Annotated in this window: 23 protein-coding genes; all 23 read left to right on the top strand. The window is 68.5% G+C overall.

All coding sequences use genetic code 11. The features are described 5' to 3' along the window. The first annotated feature begins 1 nt into the window (after nucleotide 1). The 23 genes from hypF to nuoK all read left to right on the top strand — a co-directional run bounded on the left by hypF (nucleotide 2) and on the right by nuoK (nucleotide 25359). Nucleotides 2-2302, top strand: coding sequence for a carbamoyltransferase HypF (gene hypF / locus JMV16_RS22820; protein ID WP_201496623.1), 2301 nt, complete (start codon nucleotides 2-4; stop codon nucleotides 2300-2302). Beyond that, nucleotides 2303-2548 carry a HypC/HybG/HupF family hydrogenase formation chaperone gene (locus JMV16_RS22825; protein ID WP_201496624.1) on the top strand — a complete coding sequence of 82 codons (246 nt, stop codon included), beginning with the start codon at nucleotides 2303-2305 and terminating at the stop codon, nucleotides 2546-2548. After that, a complete protein-coding gene (gene hypD / locus JMV16_RS22830; RefSeq protein WP_201496625.1) occupies nucleotides 2545-3684 on the top strand; it encodes a hydrogenase formation protein HypD in 1140 nt (379 codons plus the stop codon). Before JMV16_RS22825 ends, hypD begins: the two co-directional genes overlap by 4 nt. A gap of 194 nt (nucleotides 3685-3878) precedes the next feature. Continuing rightward, nucleotides 3879-5915 (top strand): cytochrome c3 family protein, encoded by a 2037-nt coding sequence (locus JMV16_RS22835; RefSeq protein ID WP_201496626.1) that lies wholly within the window; start codon nucleotides 3879-3881, stop codon nucleotides 5913-5915. A gap of 37 nt (nucleotides 5916-5952) precedes the next feature. Further along, the gene (gene hypE, locus JMV16_RS22840) at nucleotides 5953-7002 is read left to right on the top strand and encodes a hydrogenase expression/formation protein HypE (protein ID WP_201496627.1); all 1050 of its coding nucleotides are present in this window, start codon (nucleotides 5953-5955) and stop codon (nucleotides 7000-7002) included. A gap of 19 nt (nucleotides 7003-7021) precedes the next feature. Then, nucleotides 7022-8755 carry a hydrogenase maturation protein gene (locus tag JMV16_RS22845; RefSeq protein WP_201496628.1) on the top strand — a complete coding sequence of 578 codons (1734 nt, stop codon included), beginning with the start codon at nucleotides 7022-7024 and terminating at the stop codon, nucleotides 8753-8755. Nucleotides 8756-8886: 131 nt separating this feature from the next. Then, a complete protein-coding gene (locus JMV16_RS22850) occupies nucleotides 8887-9198 on the top strand; it encodes a c-type cytochrome (RefSeq protein ID WP_201496629.1) in 312 nt (103 codons plus the stop codon). 27 nt (nucleotides 9199-9225) lie between these two features. Continuing rightward, nucleotides 9226-9525 carry a cytochrome C gene (locus tag JMV16_RS22855; RefSeq protein WP_201496630.1) on the top strand — a complete coding sequence of 100 codons (300 nt, stop codon included), beginning with the start codon at nucleotides 9226-9228 and terminating at the stop codon, nucleotides 9523-9525. A gap of 344 nt (nucleotides 9526-9869) precedes the next feature. Next, entirely contained in the window at nucleotides 9870-12842 is a 2973-nt protein-coding gene (locus JMV16_RS22860) for an OmcA/MtrC family decaheme c-type cytochrome (protein ID WP_201496631.1), read from the top strand. A gap of 178 nt (nucleotides 12843-13020) precedes the next feature. Then, the gene (locus JMV16_RS22865; RefSeq protein ID WP_201496632.1) at nucleotides 13021-13467 is read left to right on the top strand and encodes a ComEA family DNA-binding protein; all 447 of its coding nucleotides are present in this window, start codon (nucleotides 13021-13023) and stop codon (nucleotides 13465-13467) included. 67 nt (nucleotides 13468-13534) lie between these two features. Further along, the gene (locus tag JMV16_RS22870) at nucleotides 13535-14467 is read left to right on the top strand and encodes a DmsE family decaheme c-type cytochrome (RefSeq protein WP_201496633.1); all 933 of its coding nucleotides are present in this window, start codon (nucleotides 13535-13537) and stop codon (nucleotides 14465-14467) included. 68 nt (nucleotides 14468-14535) lie between these two features. Further along, the gene (locus JMV16_RS22875) at nucleotides 14536-16596 is read left to right on the top strand and encodes an MtrB/PioB family decaheme-associated outer membrane protein (protein ID WP_201496634.1); all 2061 of its coding nucleotides are present in this window, start codon (nucleotides 14536-14538) and stop codon (nucleotides 16594-16596) included. Nucleotides 16597-16908: 312 nt separating this feature from the next. Then, nucleotides 16909-17274, top strand: a complete 366-nt coding sequence (locus JMV16_RS22880; protein ID WP_201496635.1) for an NADH-quinone oxidoreductase subunit A — start codon at nucleotides 16909-16911, stop codon at nucleotides 17272-17274. 6 nt (nucleotides 17275-17280) lie between these two features. Continuing rightward, nucleotides 17281-17799, top strand: coding sequence for an NADH-quinone oxidoreductase subunit B (locus JMV16_RS22885; RefSeq protein WP_201496636.1), 519 nt, complete (start codon nucleotides 17281-17283; stop codon nucleotides 17797-17799). A 2-nt stretch (nucleotides 17800-17801) separates the two neighbouring features. Then, nucleotides 17802-18275 (top strand): NADH-quinone oxidoreductase subunit C, encoded by a 474-nt coding sequence (locus JMV16_RS22890; protein WP_201496637.1) that lies wholly within the window; start codon nucleotides 17802-17804, stop codon nucleotides 18273-18275. A gap of 11 nt (nucleotides 18276-18286) precedes the next feature. After that, nucleotides 18287-19516, top strand: a complete 1230-nt coding sequence (locus tag JMV16_RS22895) for an NADH-quinone oxidoreductase subunit D (RefSeq protein ID WP_201496638.1) — start codon at nucleotides 18287-18289, stop codon at nucleotides 19514-19516. Between the two features lie 7 nt (nucleotides 19517-19523). After that, nucleotides 19524-19991 (top strand): NADH-quinone oxidoreductase subunit NuoE, encoded by a 468-nt coding sequence (gene nuoE, locus JMV16_RS22900; protein ID WP_201496639.1) that lies wholly within the window; start codon nucleotides 19524-19526, stop codon nucleotides 19989-19991. Then, entirely contained in the window at nucleotides 19988-21343 is a 1356-nt protein-coding gene (gene nuoF / locus JMV16_RS22905; RefSeq protein WP_201496640.1) for an NADH-quinone oxidoreductase subunit NuoF, read from the top strand. The genes nuoE and nuoF overlap by 4 nt, the downstream gene beginning before the upstream one ends. Further along, nucleotides 21336-22796, top strand: a complete 1461-nt coding sequence (locus JMV16_RS22910; RefSeq protein WP_201496641.1) for a 2Fe-2S iron-sulfur cluster-binding protein — start codon at nucleotides 21336-21338, stop codon at nucleotides 22794-22796. The genes nuoF and JMV16_RS22910 overlap by 8 nt, the downstream gene beginning before the upstream one ends. Next, entirely contained in the window at nucleotides 22793-23941 is a 1149-nt protein-coding gene (locus JMV16_RS22915) for a complex I subunit 1/NuoH family protein (RefSeq protein ID WP_201496642.1), read from the top strand. The genes JMV16_RS22910 and JMV16_RS22915 overlap by 4 nt, the downstream gene beginning before the upstream one ends. Then, nucleotides 23938-24519, top strand: a complete 582-nt coding sequence (locus JMV16_RS22920) for a 4Fe-4S binding protein (RefSeq protein ID WP_201496643.1) — start codon at nucleotides 23938-23940, stop codon at nucleotides 24517-24519. The genes JMV16_RS22915 and JMV16_RS22920 overlap by 4 nt, the downstream gene beginning before the upstream one ends. Next, nucleotides 24519-25064: an NADH-quinone oxidoreductase subunit J gene (locus JMV16_RS22925; RefSeq protein ID WP_201496644.1), complete on the top strand. Its 546-nt coding sequence runs from the start codon at nucleotides 24519-24521 to the stop codon at nucleotides 25062-25064. Before JMV16_RS22920 ends, JMV16_RS22925 begins: the two co-directional genes overlap by 1 nt. After that, the gene (gene nuoK / locus JMV16_RS22930; RefSeq protein ID WP_201496645.1) at nucleotides 25057-25359 is read left to right on the top strand and encodes an NADH-quinone oxidoreductase subunit NuoK; all 303 of its coding nucleotides are present in this window, start codon (nucleotides 25057-25059) and stop codon (nucleotides 25357-25359) included. Before JMV16_RS22925 ends, nuoK begins: the two co-directional genes overlap by 8 nt. Nucleotide 25360: the final 1 nt, after the last annotated feature.

Genomic DNA, 25360 nt, shown 5'->3' on the forward strand with positions numbered 1-25360 from the left:
CATGCAGCGCTGCGCCATCCGCGTGCGCGGCGCGGTGCAGGGCGTGGGCTACCGGCCCTTCGTCTACCGGCTGGCGCAGGAGATGAGCCTGGCCGGCTGGGTGCTCAACGATGCCGAGGGCGTGGCCATCGAGGCCGAGGGCGCGGCCGACACCTTGAAGCGCTTCGTGCAGCGCCTGCACAGCGAGGCGCCGCCGCGCGCCCGCGTCGAGGCGGTCGAGACCAGTCCCTGCATCGCCCTGCACAGCGGCGGCGGCTTCGCCATCCGGCCCAGCCGCGGCGGCGTGGTGAAGACCGGCGTCGCGCCCGACATGGCGACCTGCGACGACTGCCTGGCCGAACTCTTCGACCCCGCCGACCGCCGCCACCGCTACGCCTTCATCAACTGCACCCAGTGCGGCCCGCGCTACACCATCACGCGCGCCCTGCCCTACGACCGCGCCCAGACCAGCATGGCGGCCTTTGTGCAGTGCCCGCAGTGCGCCGCCGAATACGCCGACCCCGGCCACCGCCGCTTTCACGCCGAGCCCAATGCCTGCCCGGCCTGCGGCCCGGCGCTGCGGCTGGTCGATGCCCAAGGCCGCGCCATCCCCGGCGACCCCATCACCGCCACGCTGGCGCTGCTGCGCGCCGGCGCCATCGTCGCGATCAAGGGCCTGGGCGGCTTCCATCTGGCCTGCGACGCCCGCCAGCCCGCCGCGGTGGCCGCGCTGCGCCAGCGCAAGGCACGCGAGGAGAAGCCCTTTGCGGTGATGGCGGCCAACACCGCATCGGCCGCGCGCTGGGTGCAGGCTGACACCACGGCGCTGGCCCTGCTGGCCGCGCCCGAGCGGCCTGTCGTGCTGCTGCCTATGCAGCCGGGTGCGGCCGAACAGATCGCAGGCGTGGCCCCCGGCCTGGCGCAACTGGGCCTGATGCTGCCCTCCACACCCATCCAGCATCTGCTGTTCCACGAGGCCGCCGGCCGCCCCGCAGGCAGGGCCTGGCAAGACGAGGCGCAGGAACTGCTGCTGGTGATGACCAGCGCCAACCCCGGCGGCGAGCCCATCGTCACCGCCAACGACGACGCCCTGCTGCGCCTGCAGGGCATTGCCGACGCCGTGCTGCTGCACGACCGCGACATCGTTGCGCGCTGCGACGACAGCGTGCTGCGCCTCACCGCCGCGGGCGCGCCGCAGTTCATACGCCGCGCCCGCGGCTGGACGCCGCGGCCCCTGCGCCTGCCGCGCGCCGGGCCCGCGGTGCTGGCCACCGGCGCCTGGCTCAAGAACACGGTCTGCCTGACGCGCGGCGACGAGGCCTTTCTCTCGCCCCACATCGGCGATCTCGACAACGCCGCCAGCTGCGCCGCGCTGGAAGACGCCGTGGCCCATCTCTGCCGCGTGCTCGATGTGCGCCCGCAAGCGGTGGCCCACGATCTGCATCCCGATTTCCACGCCGCTCGCTTTGCCGCCGCCTACGCGCGAGAGCACGGCCTGCCAGCCCATGCGGTGCAGCACCACCACGCCCACATCGCCGCCATCGCCGCCGAGCATGGCGTCACCGGCCCGCTGCTGGGCCTGGCCCTGGACGGCGTGGGCCTGGGCAGCGATGGCGCGGCCTGGGGCGGCGAGCTGCTGCGTGTCGATGGCGGCGGCTTCACCCGCCTGGGCCATCTGCGCCCCATCGCCCTGCCCGGCGGAGACATCGCCGCCCGCCAGCCCTGGCGGCTGGCCGCGGCCGTGCTGCACACGCTGGGCCGCAGCGACGAGATCGCGCGCCGCTGGGCCCACCACCCGGCCGCGGCCACGGTGGCGCGCATGCTGGCCCAAGGCCTGCGCTGCCCGCCCAGCAGCGGCATGGGCCGCTGGTTCGACGCCGCCGCGGCCCTGCTGGGTGTGCGCGAGCTGCAGGCCTACGAGGGCCAGGCGCCCATGCTGCTGGAGGCGCTGGCCGGCCAGTACGCCGGTGCCTTCGACGACGACGAGGCAGCTGCGCTGGTGGCCGTTGATGGCAGCACGCTGAACCCGCTGCCGCTGCTGGCCCGCCTCATCGACGCGCCCGATGCCCCGCAAGGTGCTGCCCTCTTCCATCACGCCCTGGCCGTGGCGCTGGCGCGCTGGCTGCGCCAGGCGGCAGAATCCAGCGGCCTGGACACGGTGGCGCTGGGCGGTGGCTGCTTCCTGAACGCGCGGCTGTCGCGCCTGCTGGCAGATCGGCTGCCCGGCCTGCGCGTGCTGCAGGCCGGCCAGGCCCCGCCCAATGACGGTGGCATCGCGCTGGGCCAGGCCTGGATCGCGATCTGCCGCGAAGGAGAGTGTTAGATGTGCTTGGCGATACCCGTGCGCGTGGTCGAACTGCTGGCCGATGACAACGCCATCGTCGATCTGGCAGGCATACGCAAGACCATTTCGCTGGCCCTGGTGGACGGCGTGCAGGTCGGTGATTACGTGATCCTCCACGTCGGCTATGCGCTGTCGCGGCTGGACCCCGAAGAGGCCCAGCGCACGCTGGAGCTCTTCGCCGCGGCCAAGCCGGCAGCGCCCGTCACCGAGCCAGCGGCGCCGTGAAGTACATCGATGAGTTCCGCGACGGCGAGGTCGCGAAGGGCATCGCGCAGGCCATCGCGGCCGAGGCCAGGCCCGACCGCCGCTACCAGCTGATGGAGTTCTGTGGCGGCCACACGCACGCCATCTCGCGCTATGGCGTGGCCGATCTGCTGCCGCCGCCGGTGGCCATGATCCACGGCCCCGGCTGCCCGGTGTGCGTGCTGCCCATAGGTCGCGTCGATCTCGCCATCCAGTTGGCGCTGGAGCAGCGCGCCATCGTCGCCACCTATGGCGACTGCCTGCGCGTGCCGGCCTCCAACGGGCTTTCTCTGCTCAAGGCCAAGGCCCGGGGTGGCGATGTGCGCATGGTCTACACCCCCGCCGATGCGCTGGCGCTGGCTGCGGCCCATCCGGACCGCGAGGTCGTCTTCTTCGCCATCGGCTTCGAGACCACGACACCGCCCACGGCCCTGGTCATCCAGCAGGCGGCGCAGCGGGGCCTCACCAATTTCAGCGTCGTCTGCAACCATGTGCTCACGCCCGCGGCCATCACCCACATCCTCGAGTCGCCCGAGGTGCGCCGCTACGGCACGCTGCCGCTGGACGGCTTCATCGGCCCGGCCCATGTCTCCACCGTCATCGGCAGCCAGCCCTATGAATACTTCGCCGAGGAGTACCGCAAGCCGGTGGTCATCGCCGGCTTCGAGCCGCTGGACGTGATGCTGGCCATCCTGATGCTGGTGCGCCAGATCAACGAGGGCCGCGCCGAGGTCGAGAACGAGTTCAGCCGCGCCGTCACGCGCGAAGGCAATCTCAAGGCCCAGGCCCTGGTGTCCGAGGTCTTCGAACTGCGTCGCACGTTCGAGTGGCGCGGCCTGGGCGAGGTGCCCTACAGCGCCCTGGCCATCCGTGCGGCCTATGCCGCCTTCGACGCCGAGCGCCGCTTCGGCCTGGTGACGCGGCCGGTGGCCGACAACAAGGCCTGCGAATGCGGCGCCATCCTGCGCGGCGTGAAGCATCCGCGCGACTGCAAGGTCTTCGGCACCGTGTGTACGCCCGAGAACCCCATCGGCTCTTGCATGGTGTCCAGCGAAGGTGCCTGCGCCGCGCATTACAGCTACGGCCGATTCAAGGATGTGCCGATAAGCGCCGGTTGAGCCGCGTTATTGCGAAATTGCGCAATCGCGCGACCTTGTTCGATGTCAACCGGGCCCTGGGCGGTCTGGCGAGAATGATCCTGCTCACTGGCGCGCACGCCGGCGTCCGCTCCGTCGCGCGCCCCTCACCACACGGGGTCACCATGTCGACAGGGAAGAACATGCTCAGGATGCTAGGGTCCGGGGCCACACGCATGCTCGCCGCAGCGCTGCTGCTGGCCTGCTGCGCCACGCCGCTGCAGGCGCAGGGCGCAGGCGATGTGGCCAATGCGGCCGCCATCTCGGCGCTCAAGCAGAAGTGCCTGGATTGCCATGACGACCCGAAGATCGAGTCCGAGGCCGGCAAGTCGATGACGGTGCTGGGCGACGACTTCCAGCGCTCGGCCCACCGCAAGCTCGATTGCAGCGATTGCCACGCCACGGCCGCGACCGTCAAGCACCCCAAGGAGGCGCTGGGCGCGGTCAAGCCCGAGGTCTGCCAGGAGTGCCACGCCGACGAGTTCAAGGCCATCGCCGGCAGCATCCACGGCCGCCGCGCCAAGGGCGACAAGGCGGTCAAGGACTGCATGGGCTGCCACGACAGCCTGCACCTGGTGCGCAAGGGCGGCGACCCGGCCTCGACGCTGTCGCCGGTCAACCAGATCAAGACCTGTGGCGCCTGCCACGAGGAAATGATGGCCAACTACGAGCGCAGCGAACACGCGCACGCGCTGCTCAAGTCCGGCCTCACGGTGGGTGCGCCCTCGTGCTCTTCATGCCACGGCAAGCACGACATCCATCCCAAGACCGAGGCCGCGGCCACCACCAACCACCTCAACATCCCCGAGACCTGCGGCAAGTGCCACGCCGGCATCCTGCGCGAATGGCAGACCAGCGCCCACGGCGCTCTCTGGAAGAAGAACGGCAACGGCGACAAGAAGGCCGGCGAGGGCCCGGTGTGCTCGAGCTGCCACGAACCGCATGCCATCAAGCGCCCCGACAGTGCCCAGGTGCGCGGCCAGGTGGCCGACCGCTGCGGCAACTGCCACGAGAAAGTGGCGGCCAGCTTCAAGGACAGCTTCCACGGCAAGGCCAGCGAGCTCAACAACCGCAAGGCCGCGGTCTGCGCCGACTGCCACACGCCCCACCACAACCTGCCCAAGTCCGACCCCAAGTCCAGCATCCACCCGGACAACCTGGCCCAGACCTGCGGCGCCTGCCACAAGAACGTCAACGCCTCCTTCCTCACCTTCGACCCGCACTCCAACCCGAAGGATCCCAATCGCAACGCCATCGTCTACTGGCTGTGGCTGGGCATGACCTCGCTGCTGGTGGGCGTGTTCGGCTTCTTCGGCCTGCACGGCCTGCTGTGGATGCAGCGCGCCGTGGTGGGCAAGCTGCGCGGTGAATTCACCTTCGGCCACGGCGGCGACGGCCCCTATGTGCGGCGCTTCTCGAAGATGCAGATGGGCGTACACGTCACCATCGTCAGCAGCTTCCTGCTGCTGGCGGCCACCGGGCTGCCGCTCAAGTTTGCCGGCGCGCCCTGGGCGCCGAGCGTGATGGCCGTCTTCGGCGGCGCCGAGACTGCCGGTGTGCTGCACCGCCTGGCCGGCATGGTGACCTTCGGCTACTTCGCCGTCCACCTGGGCATGCTGCTGCACGGCTGGTTTGTCAAGAAGGAGCGCGGCTACCTCTGGGGGCCCACCTCCATGGTGCCCCAGCCCAAGGACCTGTTCGACTTCATCGGCATGATCAAGTACTTCCTCTACCTGGGGCCGAAGCCGAAGTTCGACCGCTTCACCTACTGGGAGAAGTTCGACTACCTGGCGGTCTTCTGGGGCGTGGCCATCATCGGCCTGTCGGGCCTGATGCTGTGGCAGCCCACCGCGGCCACCACCTTCCTGCCCGGCTGGGTGCTCAATGCGGCCTACATCGTGCACAGCGACGAGGCCCTGCTGGCCACCGGCTTCATCTTCCTGTTCCACTTCTTCCACACCCACCTGCGGCCCGAGGCCTTCCCGCTCGACCCGGTGGTCTTCGTCGGCCGCATGCCACTGGCCCGCTTCAAGGAAGAGCGCACGCTGGAATACGAGCGCCTGGTCGCCGAAGGCAAGCTCGACGACTACCTGATGCCTCCCCCGACGCCGGAAGAATGGCGCCGCGCCTACATCTTCGGCTTCACGGCCGTGACCATCGGCGTGGTGCTCGCGGTGTTCATCTTCTGGGCCCTGCTCAGCGGCATCCATTGATGCGGGAGCGCTGGGCGGTGCGTGCCATCATGGCGGCATGAGCACCGTCCGCCCCGGCTACGTCCGCCCCCTGGACATCAAGAACGGCCGCATCGATCTCTCGCACGGCAGCGGCGGGCGCGCGATGGCCCAGCTCGTGGCCGAGCTGTTCCGGCCCGCCTTCGACAACGAATGGCTGGCCCAGGGCAACGACGGCGCCAGCCTGGCCCTGCCGCCGGGCCGGCTGGTGATGGCCACCGACAGCCACGTCGTGTCGCCCCTCTTCTTTCCCGGCGGCGACATCGGCAGCCTGTCGGTACATGGCACGGTCAACGACGTCGCGATGTGCGGCGCCACCCCGCTGTACCTGGCAGCCGGCTTCGTGCTCGAGGAAGGCCTGCCGCTGGCCGACCTGGCACGCATCGTGGCCTCGATGGCCGCAGCGGCGCGCGAGGCCGGCGTGGCCATCGTCACCGGCGACACCAAGGTGGTGGAGCGCGGCAAGGGCGACGGTGTCTTCATCACCACCACCGGCGTGGGCGTGGTGCGCGAAGGCGTACACGTCTCGGGTGACGCGGCGCGCCCGGGCGACCGCATCCTGGTGAGCGGCACGCTGGGCGACCACGGCGTGGCCATCATGTCGCTGCGCGAGAACCTCGGCTTCGAGACCGCCATCCAGAGCGACAGCGCGGCGCTGAACGGCCTGGTGGCGGCGATGCTGGACGCCGTGCCGGCGCTGCACTGCCTGCGCGACCCCACGCGCGGCGGCCTGGCCACCACGCTCAACGAGATCGCGGCGCAATCGGGCTGCGGCATGCTCGTCGAAGAAGCCGCCATCCCGGTGCGGCCGGCCGTCGAGGCCGCCTGCGAGTTCCTGGGCCTGGACCCGCTGTATGTGGCCAACGAGGGCAAGCTGATCGCCATCTGTGCGCCCGAAGACGCGCCGCGCCTGCTGGCCGCGATGCGCGCCCATCCGCTGGGCCGGGATGCCGCCGACATCGGCGAGGTGGTGGCCGACCCCCATCACTTCGTGCAGATGCGCGCCCGCTTCGGCGGCCGCCGCATCGTCGACTGGCTCACCGGCGACCAGCTGCCGCGCATCTGCTGAGCCGGGCGAGGCGGCCCGCTTGCGCATCCTCTTCCTCACGCGCAGCTTCAACGGCCTGGCGCAGCGCCTGTACCTCGAGCTGAGCGCAGCCGGCCACACGGTCGCCATCGAGCTCGACATCGCCGATGCCGTGACGCTCGAAGCGGCCGAACTCTTCGATCCGCAGCTGGTGATCGCGCCCTTTCTGCAGCGCGCCATTCCGCAGGCGCTGTGGCAGCGCCACGTCTGCCTGGTCGTCCACCCCGGCATCGCCGGCGACCGCGGGCCCTCGGCGCTGGACTGGGCCATAGACCGGGGCCTGCCCGCGTGGGGCGTCACCGTGCTGCAGGCCGAGGCCCAGATGGACGCCGGCCCGGTGTGGGCCAGCGTCGGCTTCGCGATGCGCGAAGCCACGAAGTCCAGCCTCTACCGCCGCGAAGTCACCGAGGCCGCGGTACAGGCGGTGCTGGCCGCGGTGCAGCGCTTCGAGGTCGGCCTGGCGCCAACGCCCGCCGGCGCCGGCCACTGGCAGCCGCTGATGCAGCAGCAAGACCGCCTCATCGATTGGCGACGCGACGACACGGCCACTGTGCTGCGCAAGATCCAGGCAGCCGACGGCATGCCCGGTGTCGAAGACCGGCTCTTCGGCCGCCCGTGCCGCCTTTTCGACGCCCATGCCGAGCCCTGCGCTGCACCGGGCCCGATCCATGAACCCGGCATGCTGATCGCCCGCCGCGACGAGGCCGTGCTGCGCGTCACCACCGACGGCGCGGTCTGGATAGGCCATGCGCGCCGGCTCGATATCGAGCGCGGCTTCAAGCTGCCGGTGTCGCTTGCATTTGCGGACGAGTTCGCGGCCCTGCCCGACTGGCCACTGGCCCTGGACGACCCCGGCCCCGGCTGGCGCGACGTCCGCTGCGAGCGCCACGGTGGGGTGCTCGCGCTGCACTTCCCCTTCTACAACGGCGCCTTGAGCACGGCCCGCTGCGAACGCCTCACCGCCGCGCTGCGCCATGCGTTGGCACGGCCGGAGCGGGTGCTGCTGCTGATGGGCGGTGGCGACTTCTGGTGCAACGGCATCCACCTGCACGCCATCGAAGCGGCGGCGAGCCCGGCCGACGAGTCGTGGCGCAACATCACCGCGATGAACGAGCTGACGCGCACGCTGATAGCAGCCACGGACCGGCTGGTGATCGCCGCGCTGCAAGGCAATGCCGGCGCCGGCGGCGTCTTCATGGCCCTGGCCGCCGATCAGGTGTGGGCGCGCCGCGGTGCCGTGCTCAACCCGCACTACAAGAACATGGGCAATCTCTACGGCTCGGAGTACTGGACTTATCTGCTGCCGCGCCGGCCGCTGCGCTGCACGCCGGCGCAGGTCATGGGGCGCCGCCTGCCGCTGGCGGCCCCAGAAGCCGCGGCCCTGGGCCTCATCGACGAAGCCTTCGGCGACGGCGTACCCGGCTTCGCGGCCCAGGCCTTGGCACGCGCGCAAGCGCTGGCGGCGCGGCCCGACCTGGACGATTTGCTGCACGCCAAGCGCGAACGCCGCCGCGCCGACGAGGCCCGCAAGCCGCTGGCCGCCTATGCCGACGAGGAACTGGCGCGCATGCGGCGCAACTTCTACGGCTTCGACCCCAGCTACCACGTCGCGCGATCGAACTTCGTGTACCGCGTGCCGCACTCGTGGACGCCGCGCCACCTGGCCATCCACCGCGCCGGCAAGGCCGAAAGCGGTGCCAGGAGCGCCGTTGACCAGGATCAAGACAAGGCCTGAGCAGGGCCGAAAGAATCGCCTCACCTGCCCGGAATGCCCCTCGAGCCCGGTCTTGCGGTCAACCAGACCGCCCCGGCAACAGTTGAACAGAGGCCCCCTGGCCTGCCAGGTCACATCGGAGAACCATCACCATGAAGCTGACCCTTGCCCTTGCTGCCGCCTTCGCCGCCGCCGCCCTTGCCGCCCCGGCCTACGCCGGCCCGGCCGAAGACGTCATCGCGAAAGAGAAGTGCAACAAGTGCCATACCGAAAAGACCACCAAGAAGGGCCCGTCCTGGGCCTCGATCGCGGTCAAGTACAAGGGCAACGCCGGTGCGGCCGACAAGATCTTCAAGCAATTGAAGGAAGGCGGCAAGGTCGGTGATGAGGAAGACCACAAGAAGGTCGAGGCCGGCGACGACGTCATCAAGGCCATCGCCGCCATCGTGCTGTCGTCCAAGTAAGCCACCCACAGACTGCAGGAGCACCCCATGAAGTCCCTTCACGCGCTGGTCGCAGCCGCCTTCGTCTTCAGCGCCAGTGGCGCCGCGATCGCAGGCCCGGGCGAAGACCTCATCGCCAAGGAAAAATGCAACAAGTGCCACACCGAGAAGACCACCAAGAAGGGCCCGTCCTTCGCTTCGCTGGCCGCCAAGTACAAGGCTGACGCCGCGGCGCCGGCCAAGCTGGCCGAGATGCTCAAGACGGGCGGCAAGGAAGACCACCAGGTCGTCAAGGGCAGCGAGGCCGACCTCAAGGCCATCGTCGCCGTGGTGCTGGCTGCCCACTGATCCACCCTGCCCGGCACGCCCGGGCCAGCCGAACAAAGGCCATGTCCGCGCCCGCGGCCATGGCCTTCGTGCTTTCATGGCACGGCCCTTCGCCCTGAAAGCAACGACCGCCAGCGTGTACGCCTGCACAGCGCGCGGAGAAGGGTGAAAGCTGATGTGCATCAACGCACGGTAGGAACCAATTCCTAAACTCGGCGTAACCGAATGGCTTCAAGTCTTGCGCCCGGAAGACGGCGTGGCGGAAAGCCCCTCGGCGTGCCGGGTCCCGCGGTTTGGAGACAAGCACGGGCCGCCCGGTCTTAGGGTTTCACAGGTTCCACCCCTCGAGGAGGACGTTGATGGGCATGTTCAAGAGTCGTAGCTGGCTGGCGCTCGCCGCCGCCGGCATCATGGCGGCAACCCTGGTGGGTTGCGGCGGCAGCGGTGACGCAGGGCCAGCCGGCCCCGCGGGCCCGACCGGCCCCACGGGCCCAACCGGCCCGACCGGCCCCACGGGCCCCTCCGCGCCTCCCGGCAGCGGCTCTGCCGGCAGCACCACCGTCGGCAGCAACACGCTGACCAATGTCGCCGCCATCACCGCGAACGCCGCGGCCTGGCGCGAACTGCAACCCACGGTAGCGGTCACGAGCGTGGACATGACCGGCGGCAAGCCGATCGTCAATTTCACGGTCACCGACGGCTTCGGCAAGCCGGTGGTGGGTCTGGGCAACACGAGCCAAGCCAGCAACGCCCCGGTCGCGAGCTATCCCAACCTGGCCTTCTCGCTGGCCAAGCTGATTCCGGCCGCCAATGGCAGCCCCAGCCGCTGGGTGAGCTACATCGTCACCCGGGTGCCCACCACCACCACGGCGGCCACGGCCACCACCCCGACCACCGACAACACCGGCACGCTGGCGGACAACGGTGACGGCAGCTATCGCTACACCTTCTATCGCGACATCAAGGCCATCGAGGCGCAGGTCAACGCCATGACCTTCACCGGCAACAACCGGAGGATCGACCTTGACGACCTGGCCTATAACGCCGACCTGACGCACCGCCTGACCATCCAGCTTTCGGGCGCAGCGCCAGGCACCGGCACCAACACGCGCACCGCCGCCGCCTCGCCGGTTGCCGCTGTACAGATGCGCGTGCCCTTCGATGCTACTTATGACTTCGTGCCCGCCACCGGTGCCGTTGCCGCCGCCGACGCCTCGCGCGTAATCGCCGCCAACGCCAAGTGCGAGGAATGCCACCGCAAGCTCGGCGGCGTCCCAGGTGGTGATGCCGAGGCCAATGCGGCCGGCTTCCACGGCGGCAGCCGGAACAACGTCTCCTACTGCGTCGTCTGCCACACCGAGCAGCGCAAGTACGGTCAAGTCGAGGCCGTCGCCACCACCAGCGGCGGCGTCAAGACCTTCAGCGCCGCCGGCACCCGCGTCGTCGATGGCCGCGCCATTGGCAACCTGCCCAACTTCATCCACAAGGTGCACGCCAGCAGCCTGCTGACGCACCAGAACTACGACTATGCGGGCGTCAAGCTCAACCACCCGACCTACCCGCAGGATCTGCGCAACTGCACAAAGTGCCACGACGGCACGGCCGGTGCCACGGCGCTGAACGCGCTGGCCGTCGCGGTGCCCGCCAGCACGCCCCAGGGCGACAACTGGAAGACCAAGCCCAGCCGGCTGGTCTGCGGCTCCTGCCACGACGGCATCAACTTCACCACCGGCAATGGTGTGACGATTGCCGCTGCTGCCGCCGCCAAGGCCGCCGGCACGGTAGCCGCCTCGGTCAACGGCGTGCACCCTCCGCAGCCCGAAGGTCAGGGCGACACGGCCTGCGCCGGTTGCCACAACTCCAGCCCCGGCTTCGTCGACACCGACCTGGCGCACCTGCCGATCACGCCGCCGAATCCCGCCAATTCGCTGCTGCCGCTTCTCGCCGGCACCACTCAAGGCACCAACGCCAACACCAACGCGGCCTGGATCGCCTCCAACACCGCGCGCCTGCCGACCGGTGCGATCAAGGTCAGCTTCGAGATCAATCCCGTCAACGGCGTCACGCGCAATGCCTCAAAGCGGCCGGTGATGCAGTTCCGCATGCTGCAGAACGGCGTCGTCACGCCGCTGAGCGACTTCGCCACCGCGGCCGTGAACCCGGCCACCGGCCAGAAGGAGATCTGGCCCAACTTCGCTGGCGGGCCCAGCGTGTACTTCGTGTTCGCCGTACCGCAGGACGGCATCGACACCCCGGCCGACTTCAACGCCAGCGCGTCCGCTCTCTTGCGCAGCCTCTGGAACGGCACCGGTGCCGGCACGCTGACCGGCCCCGATGCCAACGGCTGGTACACCGCCACGCTGACCAGCGTCGTGGTACCTGACAACGCGGTGATGCTCACCGGCGGCCTGGGCTACTCGTACAGCGTGCGCACCCAGTTCCCGCTGACGCAGACCAACCTGAGCGACTTCCCGACCGCGGCTTCCACCGCAGCCGGGCTGACGGCCGGCCAGCCCAACATTACCGGCGGCCTGATCGTGGTCGCGCCGAACGTGCAGAGGGTTGCGAGCGCTGGTTGCCCGACAGCCACCAACAGCACGTGCACAAGCGCTGGCGCCTACACCGCCCGCCGCGCCATCGTCGAAGACAAGCGCTGCAACGCCTGCCACCAGGAGCTTGGCGCCTTCACCGAAGAAGCCTTCCACGGCGGCCAGCGCAACGACGGCACGACCTGCTCGTGGTGCCACACGCCCAACCGCGCCAGCAGTGGCTGGTCGGCCGACAGCACCGCCTTCGTCCACGCCATCCATGCCGGCGCCAAGCGCACCGTGCCCTACAACTGGCATGCGGTTTCGGCGACCGAAGACTTCTCGCACATCACCTACCCGGGCGTGCTCAACCAATGCGAGGCCTGCCACCTGCCAGGCACCTACGACTTCAGCGCCACCGCTTCAGCGGCGGCGGTGGACAAGAGGCAGTACCGCACGGTGGCCTCGGGCACGTCGGCACTGGCGGCAAGCATTTCCAACTCGCCTTATGTGACGGTCGGTACGATCTACGGCGCAGGCTTCAGCGTCGCTGGTGCCACCGGCTTGCCCACCGATGCCGTGGACACGACGCTGGTGACCTCGCCGGTCGCCACCGCCTGCTTCGCCTGCCACGACTCCAACGATGCGGTCTCGCACTTCCGCATCAACGGAGGTTCGATCTACGCCGAGCGTGGTGTGGCGGCGACGCCAACGACAGCGGCGACCAAGGCGCTGGCAGTGAACGAGACCTGCCTGGTCTGCCACGGCCCGGGCCGCGTTGCAGCCATCAGCGCCTCGCACTCGAAGTAGCCAGCCCATGAAGGTGGAGGACGGCCTGCCGCCCTCTGCCCTCACGCCCAGCAACCCGGCCACGTTCACGCGTCCGGGTTGCTTTTTTGCATCATGGCCGGCCCTTTGTGGGGCCGGCCCCGACGATGGCCCGCCACGGCCGCAAGGCCGGTGGCACCATCCCAGAGAGACCCCGCTCATGCAGCAAGACATCCACAGGCAGTTTCCGTTGCGCCACCTCGCCGCCGCGGCCGGGCTGCTCGCCCTGGCGCTGATCGCCGCCCCCGCCCTGGCCGCCACCGAAGCCCCCAAGCAGGTTCTGCTCGGTGCGCCCGGCGCCTCGGCCCCCACCTCGCCCCACGGCAGCCCGGCTGCCAAGGCCAAGAAGGCGCCCGCCGCGCCGCTGAAGGTGGTTGACCTGAACAACGCCAGCGCCAAGGAACTGCAGACCTTGCCCGGCATTGGCAAGGCCGAGGCCGAACGCATCATCGCCAACCGGCCCTATAAGACCAAGACCGAACTGGTCAGCAAGAAAGTGCTGCCGCTCGGCCCCTATCTCTCTCTCAAGGCCCAGGTCAGCGCGCTCAAGCCGCCAAAGCCGGCACAGGGCGCAGCCAGCAAGCCGGCCGCCAAGGCCAAGAGCTGAAGCGGCCCGCCCCGCCCCGCCGCCAGCCTCATCCCGCCATCCCAACCCGTCACTCAGGCAGACATCCATGAACATCACAAGACCACTGATGCGTGCGCTCTTGCTGCTGGCCGCACTGGCCTGGCAGCCACTGGCGCAGGCGCAGGCCGGCAGCTACAGCGCCAAAGGCGCCGACACCTGCCTCGAGTGCCACGACGACGAGAGCGCCACCTACTCGGCCAAGGCGCTCTTCAAGACGCCGCATGCCCAGCCGGGCAACAAGCGCTCGCCCTTCGGCGCCGGCGGCCTGCAGTGCGAGGCCTGCCACGGCCCTGGCGCGGCCCACGCCAAGAACAAGAAGGCGGCCTCCATCAACACCTTCAAGGCCGACTCCAGCATGCCGCTCGCCGAGCGCAACGCCACCTGCATGGCCTGCCACGACGGCACTTCGCGCACCGCCTGGCACGCTGGCGCCCATGAGCGCGCGGGCCTGGCCTGCACCGACTGCCACAAGGTCCACCAGGAGCGCGACCCGGTGCTGGTGAAGGCCAAGGAATCGCAGGTCTGCGCCAGCTGCCACAAGCAGCAGCGCGCCGACTTCCAGAAGACCTCGACCCACCCGCTGCGCCAAGGCCGCATGGCCTGCAGCGACTGCCACAACCCGCACGGCTCGGGCGGCCCTTCGATGCTGGCCAAGCCCACCATCAACCAGACCTGCACCAGCTGCCACGCCGAGAAGCGCGGCCCGCTGTTGTGGGAACACGCGCCGGTGGCCGAAGACTGCTCGCTGTGCCACAGCCCGCACGGCTCGGTGCGCAATGCCCTGCTCACCAAGAGCCCACCGCTGCTGTGCCAGCAATGCCACAGCTCGGCCGGCCACCCCGCGGTCGCACACACCCCCAATGGCCTGCCCGGTGGCAGCGGCCCCGGCGCCATCTACCTGGTGGGCAACAGCTGCAGCAGCTGCCACTCGCAGGTACACGGCTCCAACCACCCCTCCGGGGCCAAGCTGATGCGCTGAACGGTGCGGCGGGCCCCAAATAAATGGACGCCCGCCACCCCTACCCACCGAACACGGATGCGACCACCATGAAGATCTACAGCTCATTGATCCAACTCGCCGCCCTGGGCGCCCTGTCGTCGGCCGCCGTCGCGGCCGACACCTCGGCCTGGAAGTGCGAGACCTGCCCCTATCCCAAGGGAGTGACCGCCACGGTCGAAGTCGGCGCCGGCACGGTGTCGGGCAGCTCGGCCAAGTTCGGCGATTTCTCCGGCCTCGCGAGCAAGGGCGAGCACGTCGTCCTCGGCGGCACGCTGGACTACCGCAGCGGCAGCGGCTACTACGCCGGCTTTGCGGCCGAAGACCTGGGCCTGGACAGCCGCCGCCTGTCGGCCACCAGCGGCCTGGAAGGCGTCTACCAGCTGCGCCTGGGTTATGGCGAACTGCCACGCCACCTGGCGGACGGTGCGCGCTCGCCCTACAGCGGCGGCAGCGTGCTCACGCTGCCGGCGCTCGGCTACCCGGCGGGCACGACCTCTGGCATGCCGGCCAGCAGCCTGCTGCCGGTGGACATCGCCACCAAGCGCCAGCGCTTCGACCTCGACGGCCGCTTCATGGCCGGCGACAACTTCACCTACCGCGTCACGCTGCGGCGCGACGTGCGCGACGGCACGCAATCCACCTACGGCTCCTTCTTCGACCGCGCGGCCCAGCTGCCGCTGGCGCTGGACCACACCACCGACCAGCTCGAGGTCTCGGCCGCCTATGTCGCCCGCGGCATGCACGCCACGGTGGCCTGGCAGCTGTCGCAATTCAAGAACGACATCGACTCCGTGACCTTCGCCAACCCCTTCACGGCGCTGCGGGGTGCCACGCGCGGACAGCTGGCGCAGGCGCCCGACAACAAGCTGCAGCAGCTCAGCGCCTCGGGCGGCTACGAGATCACGCCAACCATCAAGGTGAGCGGCGATGTCGCCGTCGGCCGCCTGACCCAGGACGCCGCCTTCCTGGCGCCCACGCTCAATGCCGGCCTCACGCCCGGCGCGCTGCCCGCCGCGTCGCTGGACGGCGAGGTCGAGACCTTCAACGGCAGCCTGCGCCTGAGCGCCGCGCCCGTCGAAGGCCTGCGCCTGAACGCCAGCGTGTCGCGTGATCGTCGCGACAACCGCACCGCGGTACGCGCCTACCCGCAGGTGGCCACCGACATCTTCGTGACCACGCCGCGCAGCAACACGCCCTTCGGCTTCACGCTCGACCGCCTCAAGCTCAGCGCCGACTACCGCGGCCCGGGCAGCTGGAAGTTCAGCGCCGGCGCCGACCACGACCGCCGCGAGCGCACCTACGCCGAGGCGGTGCAGACGCGCGAGACCACGCTGTGGGGCCGCGCCAGCGTGCGCCCGCTCGACGACATGACGCTGGCCTTCAAGCTCGCCCACGGCAAGCGCGAACACTCCACCTACGGCACCGCCACCTGGTTCGGCAGCACCGAGAACCCGCTGCTGCGCAAGTTCAACCTCGCCGAACGCGAGCGCGACAGCGTCGGTGTGCGCACCGATTTCGCGCTCACCGAAAAGCTCACCCTGGGCCTCACGCTCGACTACAACAGCGACGCCTACGGGCAGTCGCTGGTGGGCCTGCGCTCGGCACGCAGCTTCGCCAGCGCGCTGGACATGGCGGTGGCCCTGAGCGAGCAGACGCAGATCACCGCCTATGTGCAGGGCGAGACCGTCACCTCGCGCCAGCGCGGCAGCGAGGGCTTCGCGACACCTGATTGGGCCGCGCGCAACCGCGACCAGTTCTCCACCTTCGGCCTGGGCATCAAGCACGCGGCGATTGCCGACAAGCTGGACATCGGCGCCGATGTCTCGCTGTCGCGCTCGCGCACCAGCGTGGCGGTGGACAACGGCATCGTGGCGGCCGGCTTCCCCGAGGCACGCACGACGCAGGACAGCTTCAAGCTCTATGCCAACGTCAAGCTGCAGGACAACCTGTGGCTCAAGCTCAGCGGCTGGTACGAGACCTACGACATGCGCGACTGGCATGCCGACGGCGTGCTGCCGGCCACGGTGCAGAACCTGCTGAGCTTCGGCTCCCAGGCGCCGCAGTACAGCCTTACGGTGCTGCGCGCTTCGCTGAGCTACCGCTTCTAGAACGCCTCGCGACGCGCACCACGGCCCGAACCGAAGCAAAGTCCGCCGGCCCCGTGCCGGCGGAATCGTTTGGGTGGCCTTTGCCCTGGCTCAAGCCAGGCCCGGCATCAAGCGGAGCCGATTGATCTTAAGCAAACGGGGCCCTGCCGTTAACCCTTAGCCTGCGGCCACGATGCAAAAGCGCTTCCGTACCAGGGCCCGCCCGCTGCGCCTTGCAGCCAGGCCCGGCAAGACAGAAGCCGCAGCGATAGCCACCGACAGCGCGCGTGTCCGGGCGCCTTGCGGGACTCAACACTGAGAAGGGGCTGGCGCATGAACGCCTATGTGATCTTCCTGATCTACCTGCTGGCCATCCTCGGCTTCGTGGCACTGACGCTGGCACTCAACGCCGCGCTGGGGCCCAAGCCGGTGTCCAACGCGATCAAGCTCGAACCCTTCGAATGCGGCGCCACCCCCGTGGGCAGCATCAATGTGAAGGCGGTGCCCATCAAGTACTACGCGGTGGCCATCATCTTCATCCTGTTCGACCTCGAAACCATCTTCCTCTTCATCTGGGCCCTGGGCGCGCAACCGCTCACCGGCTTCATGTTGTTCACCTTCCTCGTCTTCATGTTCCTGCTGGTGCTGATCGTGCTGTACGTCTACAAGGCACGGCTGATCGAAATGGTGACGGAGTAACGCTCGATGTACGCACGCACCATTCCCATCGTTCCCGCCGACCACACCAAGGACGGCAGCTTCGAGTTCCTCACCACGCGCAAGGACGAGCTGATCGGCTGGGCGCGCAAGTTCTCGATCTTTCCCTACCCCTTCGTCACCGCCTGCTGCGCGATGGAGTTCATGGCGGTGAGCGCCAGCCCCTACGACACCGACCGCTTCGGTGCAGCCTTACCCCGCTTCTCGCCACGTCAAGCCGATCTGCTGATGGTGGTGGGCACGGTCACGCACAAGCAGGCGCCCATCCTGCTGAAGGTGTACGAGCAGATGTGCGAACCCAAGTGGGTGATGGCCTTCGGCGTCTGCGCCACCAGCGGCGGCTTCTACCAGAACTACGCCGCGCTGCCGGGCATAGACCGCGTGATCCCGGTCGACGTCTACATCCCCGGCTGCCCGCCGCGCCCCGAGATGGTGATCGACGGGATCATGCAGCTGCAGGAAAAGATCGCGACCTCGCGCCATCCCATCCTCACCAAGGACTTCTGACCGTGGCGCAGCGCATCGTCGAACAACTGCAGCAGCAACTGCTGCCCACCGCCGGCGCGGGCACCCTGGTGCATGGCGCCTTCGTGCTTCAGCTTACGCCGGCCGAACTGCCCGTCGTCGCCAAGCGTCTTCGCGACGAATTCGGCTTCGACATGTTCAGTGACGTCACCGCGGTCGACTGGCCGGGCCAGGCGCCGCGCTTCGAGGTCGTACACCACTTCTATTCCACGCGCCACCACCTGCGCGTGCGCCTGAAGACGCGCGTCGAAGAGGCCGCACCCGAGATCGCCTCGCTGGTGCCGCTGTACGGCTCGGCCGGTTTCATGGAGCGCGAGTGCCACGACATGTACGGCATCCGCTTCGTCGGCAACGACGACCTGCGGCCCATCCTGCTCTACGAGGGCTTCGTCGGCCACCCGCTGCGCAAGGACTATCCCAAGCAGCAGGAGCAGCCGCTCGTGCCCTACCGCAACTGATGGGAGACGACGTGGCCCCAACCATCGCCAACCCCGTCCGCTCGATCTTCACGACGCCGCTGCAGGATGACAGCGTCATCGTCAACATCGGCCCTTCGCACCCGGCCACCCACGGCACGGTGCAGATCATTGCCGAGCTCGACGGCGAGCGCGTGCTGCGCAGCGACGTGCATTGCGGCTACCTGCACCGCGGCTTCGAGAAGGAGTGCGAGGACCACACCTGGCACAACCTGATCCCCTACGTCGACCGGCTGAACTACGTTTCGGCCCTGGTCAACGATTTCGCCTACTGCGGCGCGGTCGAGCAGCTGATGGACGTGCAGATCACGGCGCGCTGCAAGTACCTGCGCACGCTGCTGAGCGAGTACTCGCGCCTGGTCGACCACATCACCTGCATCGCTGCCGGCCTGATGGAGCTGGGCGCGATGACCGCCTTCCTCTACCTGGTGATGATCCGCGACTACATGTACGAGCACCTCGCGGCGCTCACGGGTGCGCGTGTGACCTACACCTACGGCCGCATCGGCGGCCTGGCGCGCGACCTGCCCGATGGCTGGCTGGCGCGCCTGGAAGAGATCTTCGTGCAATACGAAGACTTCATCGGCCGCGTCCACGCCCTGGTCGACCGCAACCGCATCTTCATCGACCGCATGCGCGACGTCGGCGTCCTCACCCAGGCCCAGGCGCTGAGCCACGGCTGCACCGGCCCCATGCTGCGCAGCACCGGCCTGGCCTGCGATCTGCGCAAGGACATGCCTTACCTGGCCTACGCCGAGCTCGATTTCGACGTGCCGGTGGGCATCAAGGGCGACAACTACGACCGCTACTTCGTGCGCATGCGCGAGATGGACGAATCGGTCTACATGATGCGGCAGCTGTCGCAGATCCTGCAGTCCGAGGCCGGCGCCGGCCCCATCAACGTGGCCGACCGCCGCTGCAGCTTCCCCGACAAGCCGCTGGTCTACACCGAGATCGAATCTCTCATCAACCACTTCAAGCTCGTCATGGACGGCCCCGTGGTGCCGGCCGGCGATGCCTATGTCGCGCATGAGGCACCCAACGGCGAGCTTGGTTTCTACCTCGTCAGCACCGGCAGCGGCACGCCGCACAAGGTACACGTTCGCTCGCCGAGCTTCGTACACATGGGTGTGGCGCATCTCATGATGAACGGCGGCCAGGTCGCCGACATCGTGCCCACCTTCGGCTCGATCAACATGATCGGCGGCGAGTGCGACCGATAGGCCCACGATGAAGCATCTGATACCCGAATTCGACGCGCTCAAGCGCCGCTACCCCCCGGGCAGCGAATCTTCGCTCGTCACCCCCTGCCTGCACCGCATCCAGGACGACCGCGGCTACATCGCCGACGACGACATCGCCGCACTGGCCGAGTACCTGGGCGTACACCGCGTGCAGGTGGAAGAGGTGGTGGCGCACTACTCGATGTTCAGGCGCAAGCCCATCGGCGAGCACCACGTTCAAGTCTGCCGCAACGTCAGCTGTTCGATGCGCGGCGCCGAGGGCGTGATCGACCACCTCTGCAAGCGCCTGGGCGTGCAGCCCGGCCAGACCACGGCCGACGGCCGCTTCACGCTGGGCACGGTGGAGTGCCTGGGCTCCTGCGGCACGGCGCCCGTGGTGATGGTGGGCGAGGCCTATCACGAGAACATGGACACCGCCCGCCTCGACGCCCTGATCGAGGAGTTGCGCAAATGATCCCGCAAGCGATCTCGCAACCCATCGTGCAACCCCAGGGCCGCAAGCTCATCATGAGCTTCCCGGTCACGGCCACTTCGCATCTGCTGGCCGACTACCGTGCCCGCGGCGGCTACGCCACGCTCACCAAGGTGCTGCGCGAGATGCGCCCCGAGCAGGTGACCAAGGAAGTGGCCGCCAGCGGCATCCTGGGCCACGGCGGCGCCGCCTTCCCGGCCGGCCGCAAGTGGGGCGTCATCAAGCTCAACGACGGCGAGCCGCACTACCTGTGCGCCAACGCCGACGAGGGCGAACCCGGCACCTTCAAGGACCGCTGGATCCTCGAGCACGCGCCGCACCTGCTGATCGAATCGATGCTGATCGCCGGCTTTGCGCTGCAGGTTCGCAATGCCTTCGTCTACATCCGTGGCGAGTTCGACCTGCCCTACCGGCGCCTGGCCGCCGCGGTGGAAGAAGCCTATGCCGCCGGCCTGCTGGGCGAGAACGTGATGGGCACCGGCCACGCGATGGACCTGGTGGTCTACCGCGGCGCCGGCAGCTATGTCTGCGGCGAGGCCTCGGCGCTGATCACCTCCATCGAAGGCCGCAAGGGCTACCCGCGCAACCGGCCGCCGCGGCTGACGGTCAAGGGCCTGTACCAGAAGCCCACCGTCATCAACAACGTCGAGACGCTGTCCAACGTGACCGCCATCGTCGCGATGGGCGGCGAGGCCTTCAAGCAGATCGGCGCGCCCAAGAGCCCGGGCACGCAGCTGGTGTCGATCTCCGGACACATCGAGCGCCCCGGCGTCTACGAGCTGGAATACGGCTACCCGCTGTCCAAGTTCATTTTTGAAGACTGCGGCGGTGGCCTCGGCGGCCGCGCCGTCAAGTGCATCGTGCCGGGCGGCATCTCGACCAAGGTGCTGACGGCAACCGAACTGCAAGGCGTCACCTACGACCACGCATCGCTCACCAAGGCCGGCTCCGGCGTGGGCTCGGGCGGCATGATCGTCATCGGCGAGGGTACCTGCATGGTGCGCCTGCTGCAGGTGATGCTGCGCTTCTACCACCACGAGAGCTGCGGCCAGTGCACGCCCTGCCGCGAAGGCATGGGCTGGATGCACCGCATCATCGACCGCATCGTCGACGGCAAGGGCCAGCCCGGCGACATCGAGCAGCTGCAGCGCATCTCGATTGCCAACGACGGCACCACCATCTGCGGCATGGGCGACGCCGCCGGCTACGCCACCCTCGGCATCATCGCCAAGTACCGCGACGAGTTCGAGTACTTCATCGAGCACAAGCGTTCGCGCTGCGATGGCGTGCTCGACATCACCGCGCCAGTTGCCAAGGTACCCGCCCATGCCTGAGATCTTCATCAACGGCCAGGCCGTGCAGGCCGGCGACGACCAGACCGTGATGCAGGTGGCCCGCGCCAACGGCATCTTCATCCCCTACTTCTGCTGGCATCCCAACCTCAGCGTGCCGGGCAATTGCCGCATCTGCGTGGTTGAGGTCGAGGGCGATGGCGGCGGCAACGGCTGGCTCGACATTGCCTGCAACATGCCGGTGAGCAAGGGCATGCGCGTACACACCGATTCCGACAAGGTGCGCGAGCGCCGCAAGGCCACGCTGCAGTTCGTGACGCTCAACCACCCGGTGGACTGCGGCATCTGCGACAAGGCCGGCGAATGCACGCTGCAGGACTACCACTACCAGTACAACGGCGAGCCCTCGATCTCGCGCGATGCCAAGGTACACGCCACCAAGCACTACGCGCTGTCCGAGCGCATCGTGCTCGACAACGAGCGCTGCATCCTGTGTACGCGCTGCGTGCGCTTCACGCGCGAAATCTCCAAGACCCATTCGCTGGGCGTGATCGACCGCGGTGACCACAGCCTGATCCGCCCCACCGAAGACGGCGCCTTCGAGAACGACCCCTACTCCGACAACGTCACCGACATCTGCCCGGTGGGCGCGCTGCTGCCCACGCAGTTTTTGCACAAGGCGCGCGTCTGGTACCTCAAGCCCACGGCGCAGGTCTGCCCGGGCTGTGCCCGCGGCTGCAGCATCGACCTGTGGCACCGCAAGAGCGAATGGAAGCTCAAGGCGCTGGATGCGAAGCAGAACGCGCGCATCGACCGCGTGACACCGCGCGAGAACGCCGCCGTGAACGGCCCCTGGGTGTGCAACAAGGCGCGTGACCTGGCCCAGCATTTCGAACGCGCCCGCGCGCTGCAGCCGCTGCTCAAGGGCCGGCCAGTCGAACAGGCCGTGGCGCTGGAGCAGGCGCGCCAGCTCATCAAGAGCGCCAGGAACGCCGTGGCCCTGGTCTCCAACTGGGCCAGCAACGAGGAACTCGCCGCCTTTGCCACCCATGTGGCACCGCACTTCGCCTGCCGCGTGAAAGTGGACTGCCAGCCCGAACCGGGCGAGGTGGTTCAGGACGACATCCTGATCCGCGCCGACAAGAACCCCAACACGGCCGGCGCGCGAGCGCGCTTCCAGGCCCTGCCCGACGACGCCCGCCGCGCCTTCGCGGCCGACTGCGACCTGGTGCTGGTGTGGGGCGAGGGCTTCAACTTCGCCCAGCTGCCGCCCAAGGCAAGGATCATCTACCTCAACAGCTGGCTGCAGCCCGAGAACGGCCATGCCGATGTCTTCCTGCCCATCAGCGTGCAGACCGAGCGCGCCGGCACCTACACCAACTTCCAGGGCGTGGTCAGCGCCTTCGAGCCCTGCTTTGCCAAGCCCGCCGAAGTGGCTGACGCCGAAGCGGTGTTCGCAGCACTCGCGGTCAAGGCCGCCAAGGTGACGGCATGACCCAAGACCTCGTCATCGCTCTCATTTACATCGCCTATGCCATCGGCATGCTGATGACCTTCGGCACCCTGCTGACCTGGGTCGAACGCAAGCAGGCGGCCGTGATGTCAGACCGCATCGGCGCCAACCGCGCCTATGTGCGACTGCCGTTCACGCAGATCAAGCTGGTCTGGCTGGGCCTCTTCCACGGCATTGCCGACGGCATCAAGATGCTGGTGAAGGAAGACTTCAAGCCGCGCACCGAGGACTGGCTGGCCTATGCCATCGCGCCCTGGGTGGTGTTCGCGCCGGTGCTGCTGGTCTTCGCCGTCGTGCCCTTCGGCGGCATGCTCGATCCGGGGCGGCTCTTCCCCTCGTTGGCCGACTGGTTCCAGGGCCGCACCTACCCGATGCAGATCGCCCAGCTCGACGCCGGCCTGCTGGTGGTGTTCGCCTTCAGCGGCCTAGCCATCATCGGCAGCATGCTGGCGGGCTGGGCCTCGGCCAACAAGTTCTCGCTGCTCGGCGGCATCCGCGCCGGCTCGCAGATGATCAGCTACGAGCTGGTGATGGGCCTCACGGTGCTCGGCCTGATCCTGATCTACGGCACGGTCGATCTCGGCGCCATGGTGCAGCAGCAATCGGGCACCGTGCTGGGCTTCCTGCCGGCCTGGGGCGTGGTGCTGCAGCCCTTTGCGGCCGTGCTCTTCCTCACCGCGGCCATCGCCGAGAACAAGCGCATCCCCTTCGACCTTCCCGAGGCCGAATCCGAACTCATCGCGGGCTACTACACCGAGTACAGCGCGATGAAGATGGGCCTGTTCATGTTTGCCGAGTTCATCGAGATCGCCATCATCGGCGCCCTCTTCACCACCCTTTTCCTCGGTGGCTACAACCTGCCCTACATGAACGACAAGGGCTTCGCCTTCCCCGGCGGCACGGTCATCGCGATGAGCCACGGCGCCGTGGTAGTGACGCAGATCGTGGTCTTCCTGGTCAAGGTGATGGTGATGTGCAGCTTCCAGATCCTGATCCGCTGGACCCTGCCCCGATTCCGCTACGACCAGGTGCTCAAGTTCGCATGGAAATTCCTGCTGCCGCTGTCGCTGGCCAACCTGACGGTGACCGCCGTCTGGGTCTGGGCCCAGCAAGGGGGGCTGCGTTGAAGACCGTCAAGTTCGCGCCCTACAAGCGCAAGCAGTACTGGAACGAGCCCCAGCTCACGCTGTGGGAAAGCGCCTACCTGCCCGAGATCCTGCGCGGCCTCTTCATCACCAGCCGCATCTTCCTGCGCAACATGGCCAAGTGGATGACCGGCCGCAAGGGCGCGCTCACCACCTACTACCCGGAAGAGACGCGCTGGGACTACGCCGAGCGCAACCGCGGCAAGCATGTGCTGACGCAACGGCCTGATGGCAAACCGCAGTGCGTGGCGTGCAATATGTGCGCCACCGTCTGCCCGGCCAAGGTGATCGAGATCGAGGCCGGCTTCGACCCCGCCGACTCGGCCCACCCCAAGTTCCCCATCCGCTTCGAGATCGACTACTCGCGCTGCGTCTTCTGCGGCCTGTGCGTCGAGGCCTGCCCCGAGGACGCCATCCGCATGGCCAAGGAAACCCCGGGCCTGCCGGCCGAAGACCGCCACCAGATGTGGCTGACGATGGACGAGATGCTGAGCTGGAAGCCGCAAAGCGACGTCGCCAAGCCCTACCCGCCGGCCCCGCGCACAGGAGGGGGCAAGTGATGGAATACCTGCTGCAGAACCTCGAAGCCTTTCTGCTGGTGCTGTTCGGCATCGCGGCCGTGGGCGGCGCGGCGGCCATGATCCTGCTGCGCCAGCCCATGCGCGTGGCCATGGCCCTGATCTTCACCATGGTCTGCCTGGGCGTCATCTTCGGCCTGCTGGGCGTGCATTTCATCGCCGCCTTCCAGGTGCTGCTCTACGTGGGCGCGGTGATGGTCTTCATGGTCTACGTGATCATGCTGCTCGAGGTGCGCGACACCGGCGCTCCGGTCTATTCGCGCTGGCTGGTGCCCGGCCTGGTGGCCTTCGGCCTGCTGGTGGTGGTGGTGTTGGGCAGCGTCTGGGCCAGCCTGCCGCCGGCCGGCGGCACCGTCGGCCAGCTCACCTACGGCATCTCGCGCTTCTCCATCGCCTTCCTCAACGAGTACTGGCTGCACTTCGAGCTGACCTCGGTGCTGCTGGTGGCCGCGGTGGTGGCGGCGATGGCCGTCATCAAGGTCAACCGCAAGGCCGACGCCGCCGCCAGGAAGGCCCGCCATGGATAAGACGCAATTCCTCATCGCCGTCTCGCTGGCGCTGTTCTCGCTGGGCCTGCTCGGCGTCATCGTGCGCCGCAACGTGCTGGTGATGCTGATGTGCATGGAGCTCATGCTCAACGGCGTCAACCTGAGCCTGGTCACCTTCGCCCAGCAGTCCGACACCCTCTCGGGCGCGGTGCTGGTGTTCCTGACCTTCGTCGTCGCCACCGCCGAGATCGCGCTGGCCATCCCCATCGTTCTGCTGCTGGTGCGAGCCAAGCAGACGCTGGACCTGGACGCCTACAGCGACCTCAAGGGTTGAG

The organism is Rubrivivax sp. A210, assembly GCF_904426505.1.
Lineage (GTDB): Bacteria > Pseudomonadota > Gammaproteobacteria > Burkholderiales > Burkholderiaceae_C > Rubrivivax.

Excerpts from the sequence above, each read along its gene's own strand:
- hypE (WP_201496627.1), top strand. The coding sequence starts at position 5,953 with ATGAGCACCGTCCGCCCCGGCTACGTCCGCCCCCTGGACATCAAGAAC.
- JMV16_RS22835 (WP_201496626.1), top strand. The coding sequence starts at position 3,879 with ATGCTCGCCGCAGCGCTGCTGCTGGCCTGCTGCGCCACGCCGCTGCAG.
- JMV16_RS22885 (WP_201496636.1), top strand. The coding sequence starts at position 17,281 with ATGTACGCACGCACCATTCCCATCGTTCCCGCCGACCACACCAAGGAC.
- JMV16_RS22825 (WP_201496624.1), top strand. The coding sequence starts at position 2,303 with ATGTGCTTGGCGATACCCGTGCGCGTGGTCGAACTGCTGGCCGATGAC.
- nuoF (WP_201496640.1), top strand. The coding sequence starts at position 19,988 with ATGATCCCGCAAGCGATCTCGCAACCCATCGTGCAACCCCAGGGCCGC.
- nuoE (WP_201496639.1), top strand. The coding sequence starts at position 19,524 with ATGAAGCATCTGATACCCGAATTCGACGCGCTCAAGCGCCGCTACCCC.
- JMV16_RS22925 (WP_201496644.1), top strand. The coding sequence starts at position 24,519 with ATGGAATACCTGCTGCAGAACCTCGAAGCCTTTCTGCTGGTGCTGTTC.
- JMV16_RS22860 (WP_201496631.1), top strand. The coding sequence starts at position 9,870 with ATGTTCAAGAGTCGTAGCTGGCTGGCGCTCGCCGCCGCCGGCATCATG.
- JMV16_RS22880 (WP_201496635.1), top strand. The coding sequence starts at position 16,909 with ATGAACGCCTATGTGATCTTCCTGATCTACCTGCTGGCCATCCTCGGC.
- JMV16_RS22850 (WP_201496629.1), top strand. The coding sequence starts at position 8,887 with ATGAAGCTGACCCTTGCCCTTGCTGCCGCCTTCGCCGCCGCCGCCCTT.
- JMV16_RS22875 (WP_201496634.1), top strand. The coding sequence starts at position 14,536 with ATGAAGATCTACAGCTCATTGATCCAACTCGCCGCCCTGGGCGCCCTG.
- JMV16_RS22915 (WP_201496642.1), top strand. The coding sequence starts at position 22,793 with ATGACCCAAGACCTCGTCATCGCTCTCATTTACATCGCCTATGCCATC.
- nuoK (WP_201496645.1), top strand. The coding sequence starts at position 25,057 with ATGGATAAGACGCAATTCCTCATCGCCGTCTCGCTGGCGCTGTTCTCG.
- JMV16_RS22865 (WP_201496632.1), top strand. The coding sequence starts at position 13,021 with ATGCAGCAAGACATCCACAGGCAGTTTCCGTTGCGCCACCTCGCCGCC.
- JMV16_RS22870 (WP_201496633.1), top strand. The coding sequence starts at position 13,535 with ATGAACATCACAAGACCACTGATGCGTGCGCTCTTGCTGCTGGCCGCA.
- hypF (WP_201496623.1), top strand. The coding sequence starts at position 2 with ATGCAGCGCTGCGCCATCCGCGTGCGCGGCGCGGTGCAGGGCGTGGGC.
- JMV16_RS22855 (WP_201496630.1), top strand. The coding sequence starts at position 9,226 with ATGAAGTCCCTTCACGCGCTGGTCGCAGCCGCCTTCGTCTTCAGCGCC.
- JMV16_RS22910 (WP_201496641.1), top strand. The coding sequence starts at position 21,336 with ATGCCTGAGATCTTCATCAACGGCCAGGCCGTGCAGGCCGGCGACGAC.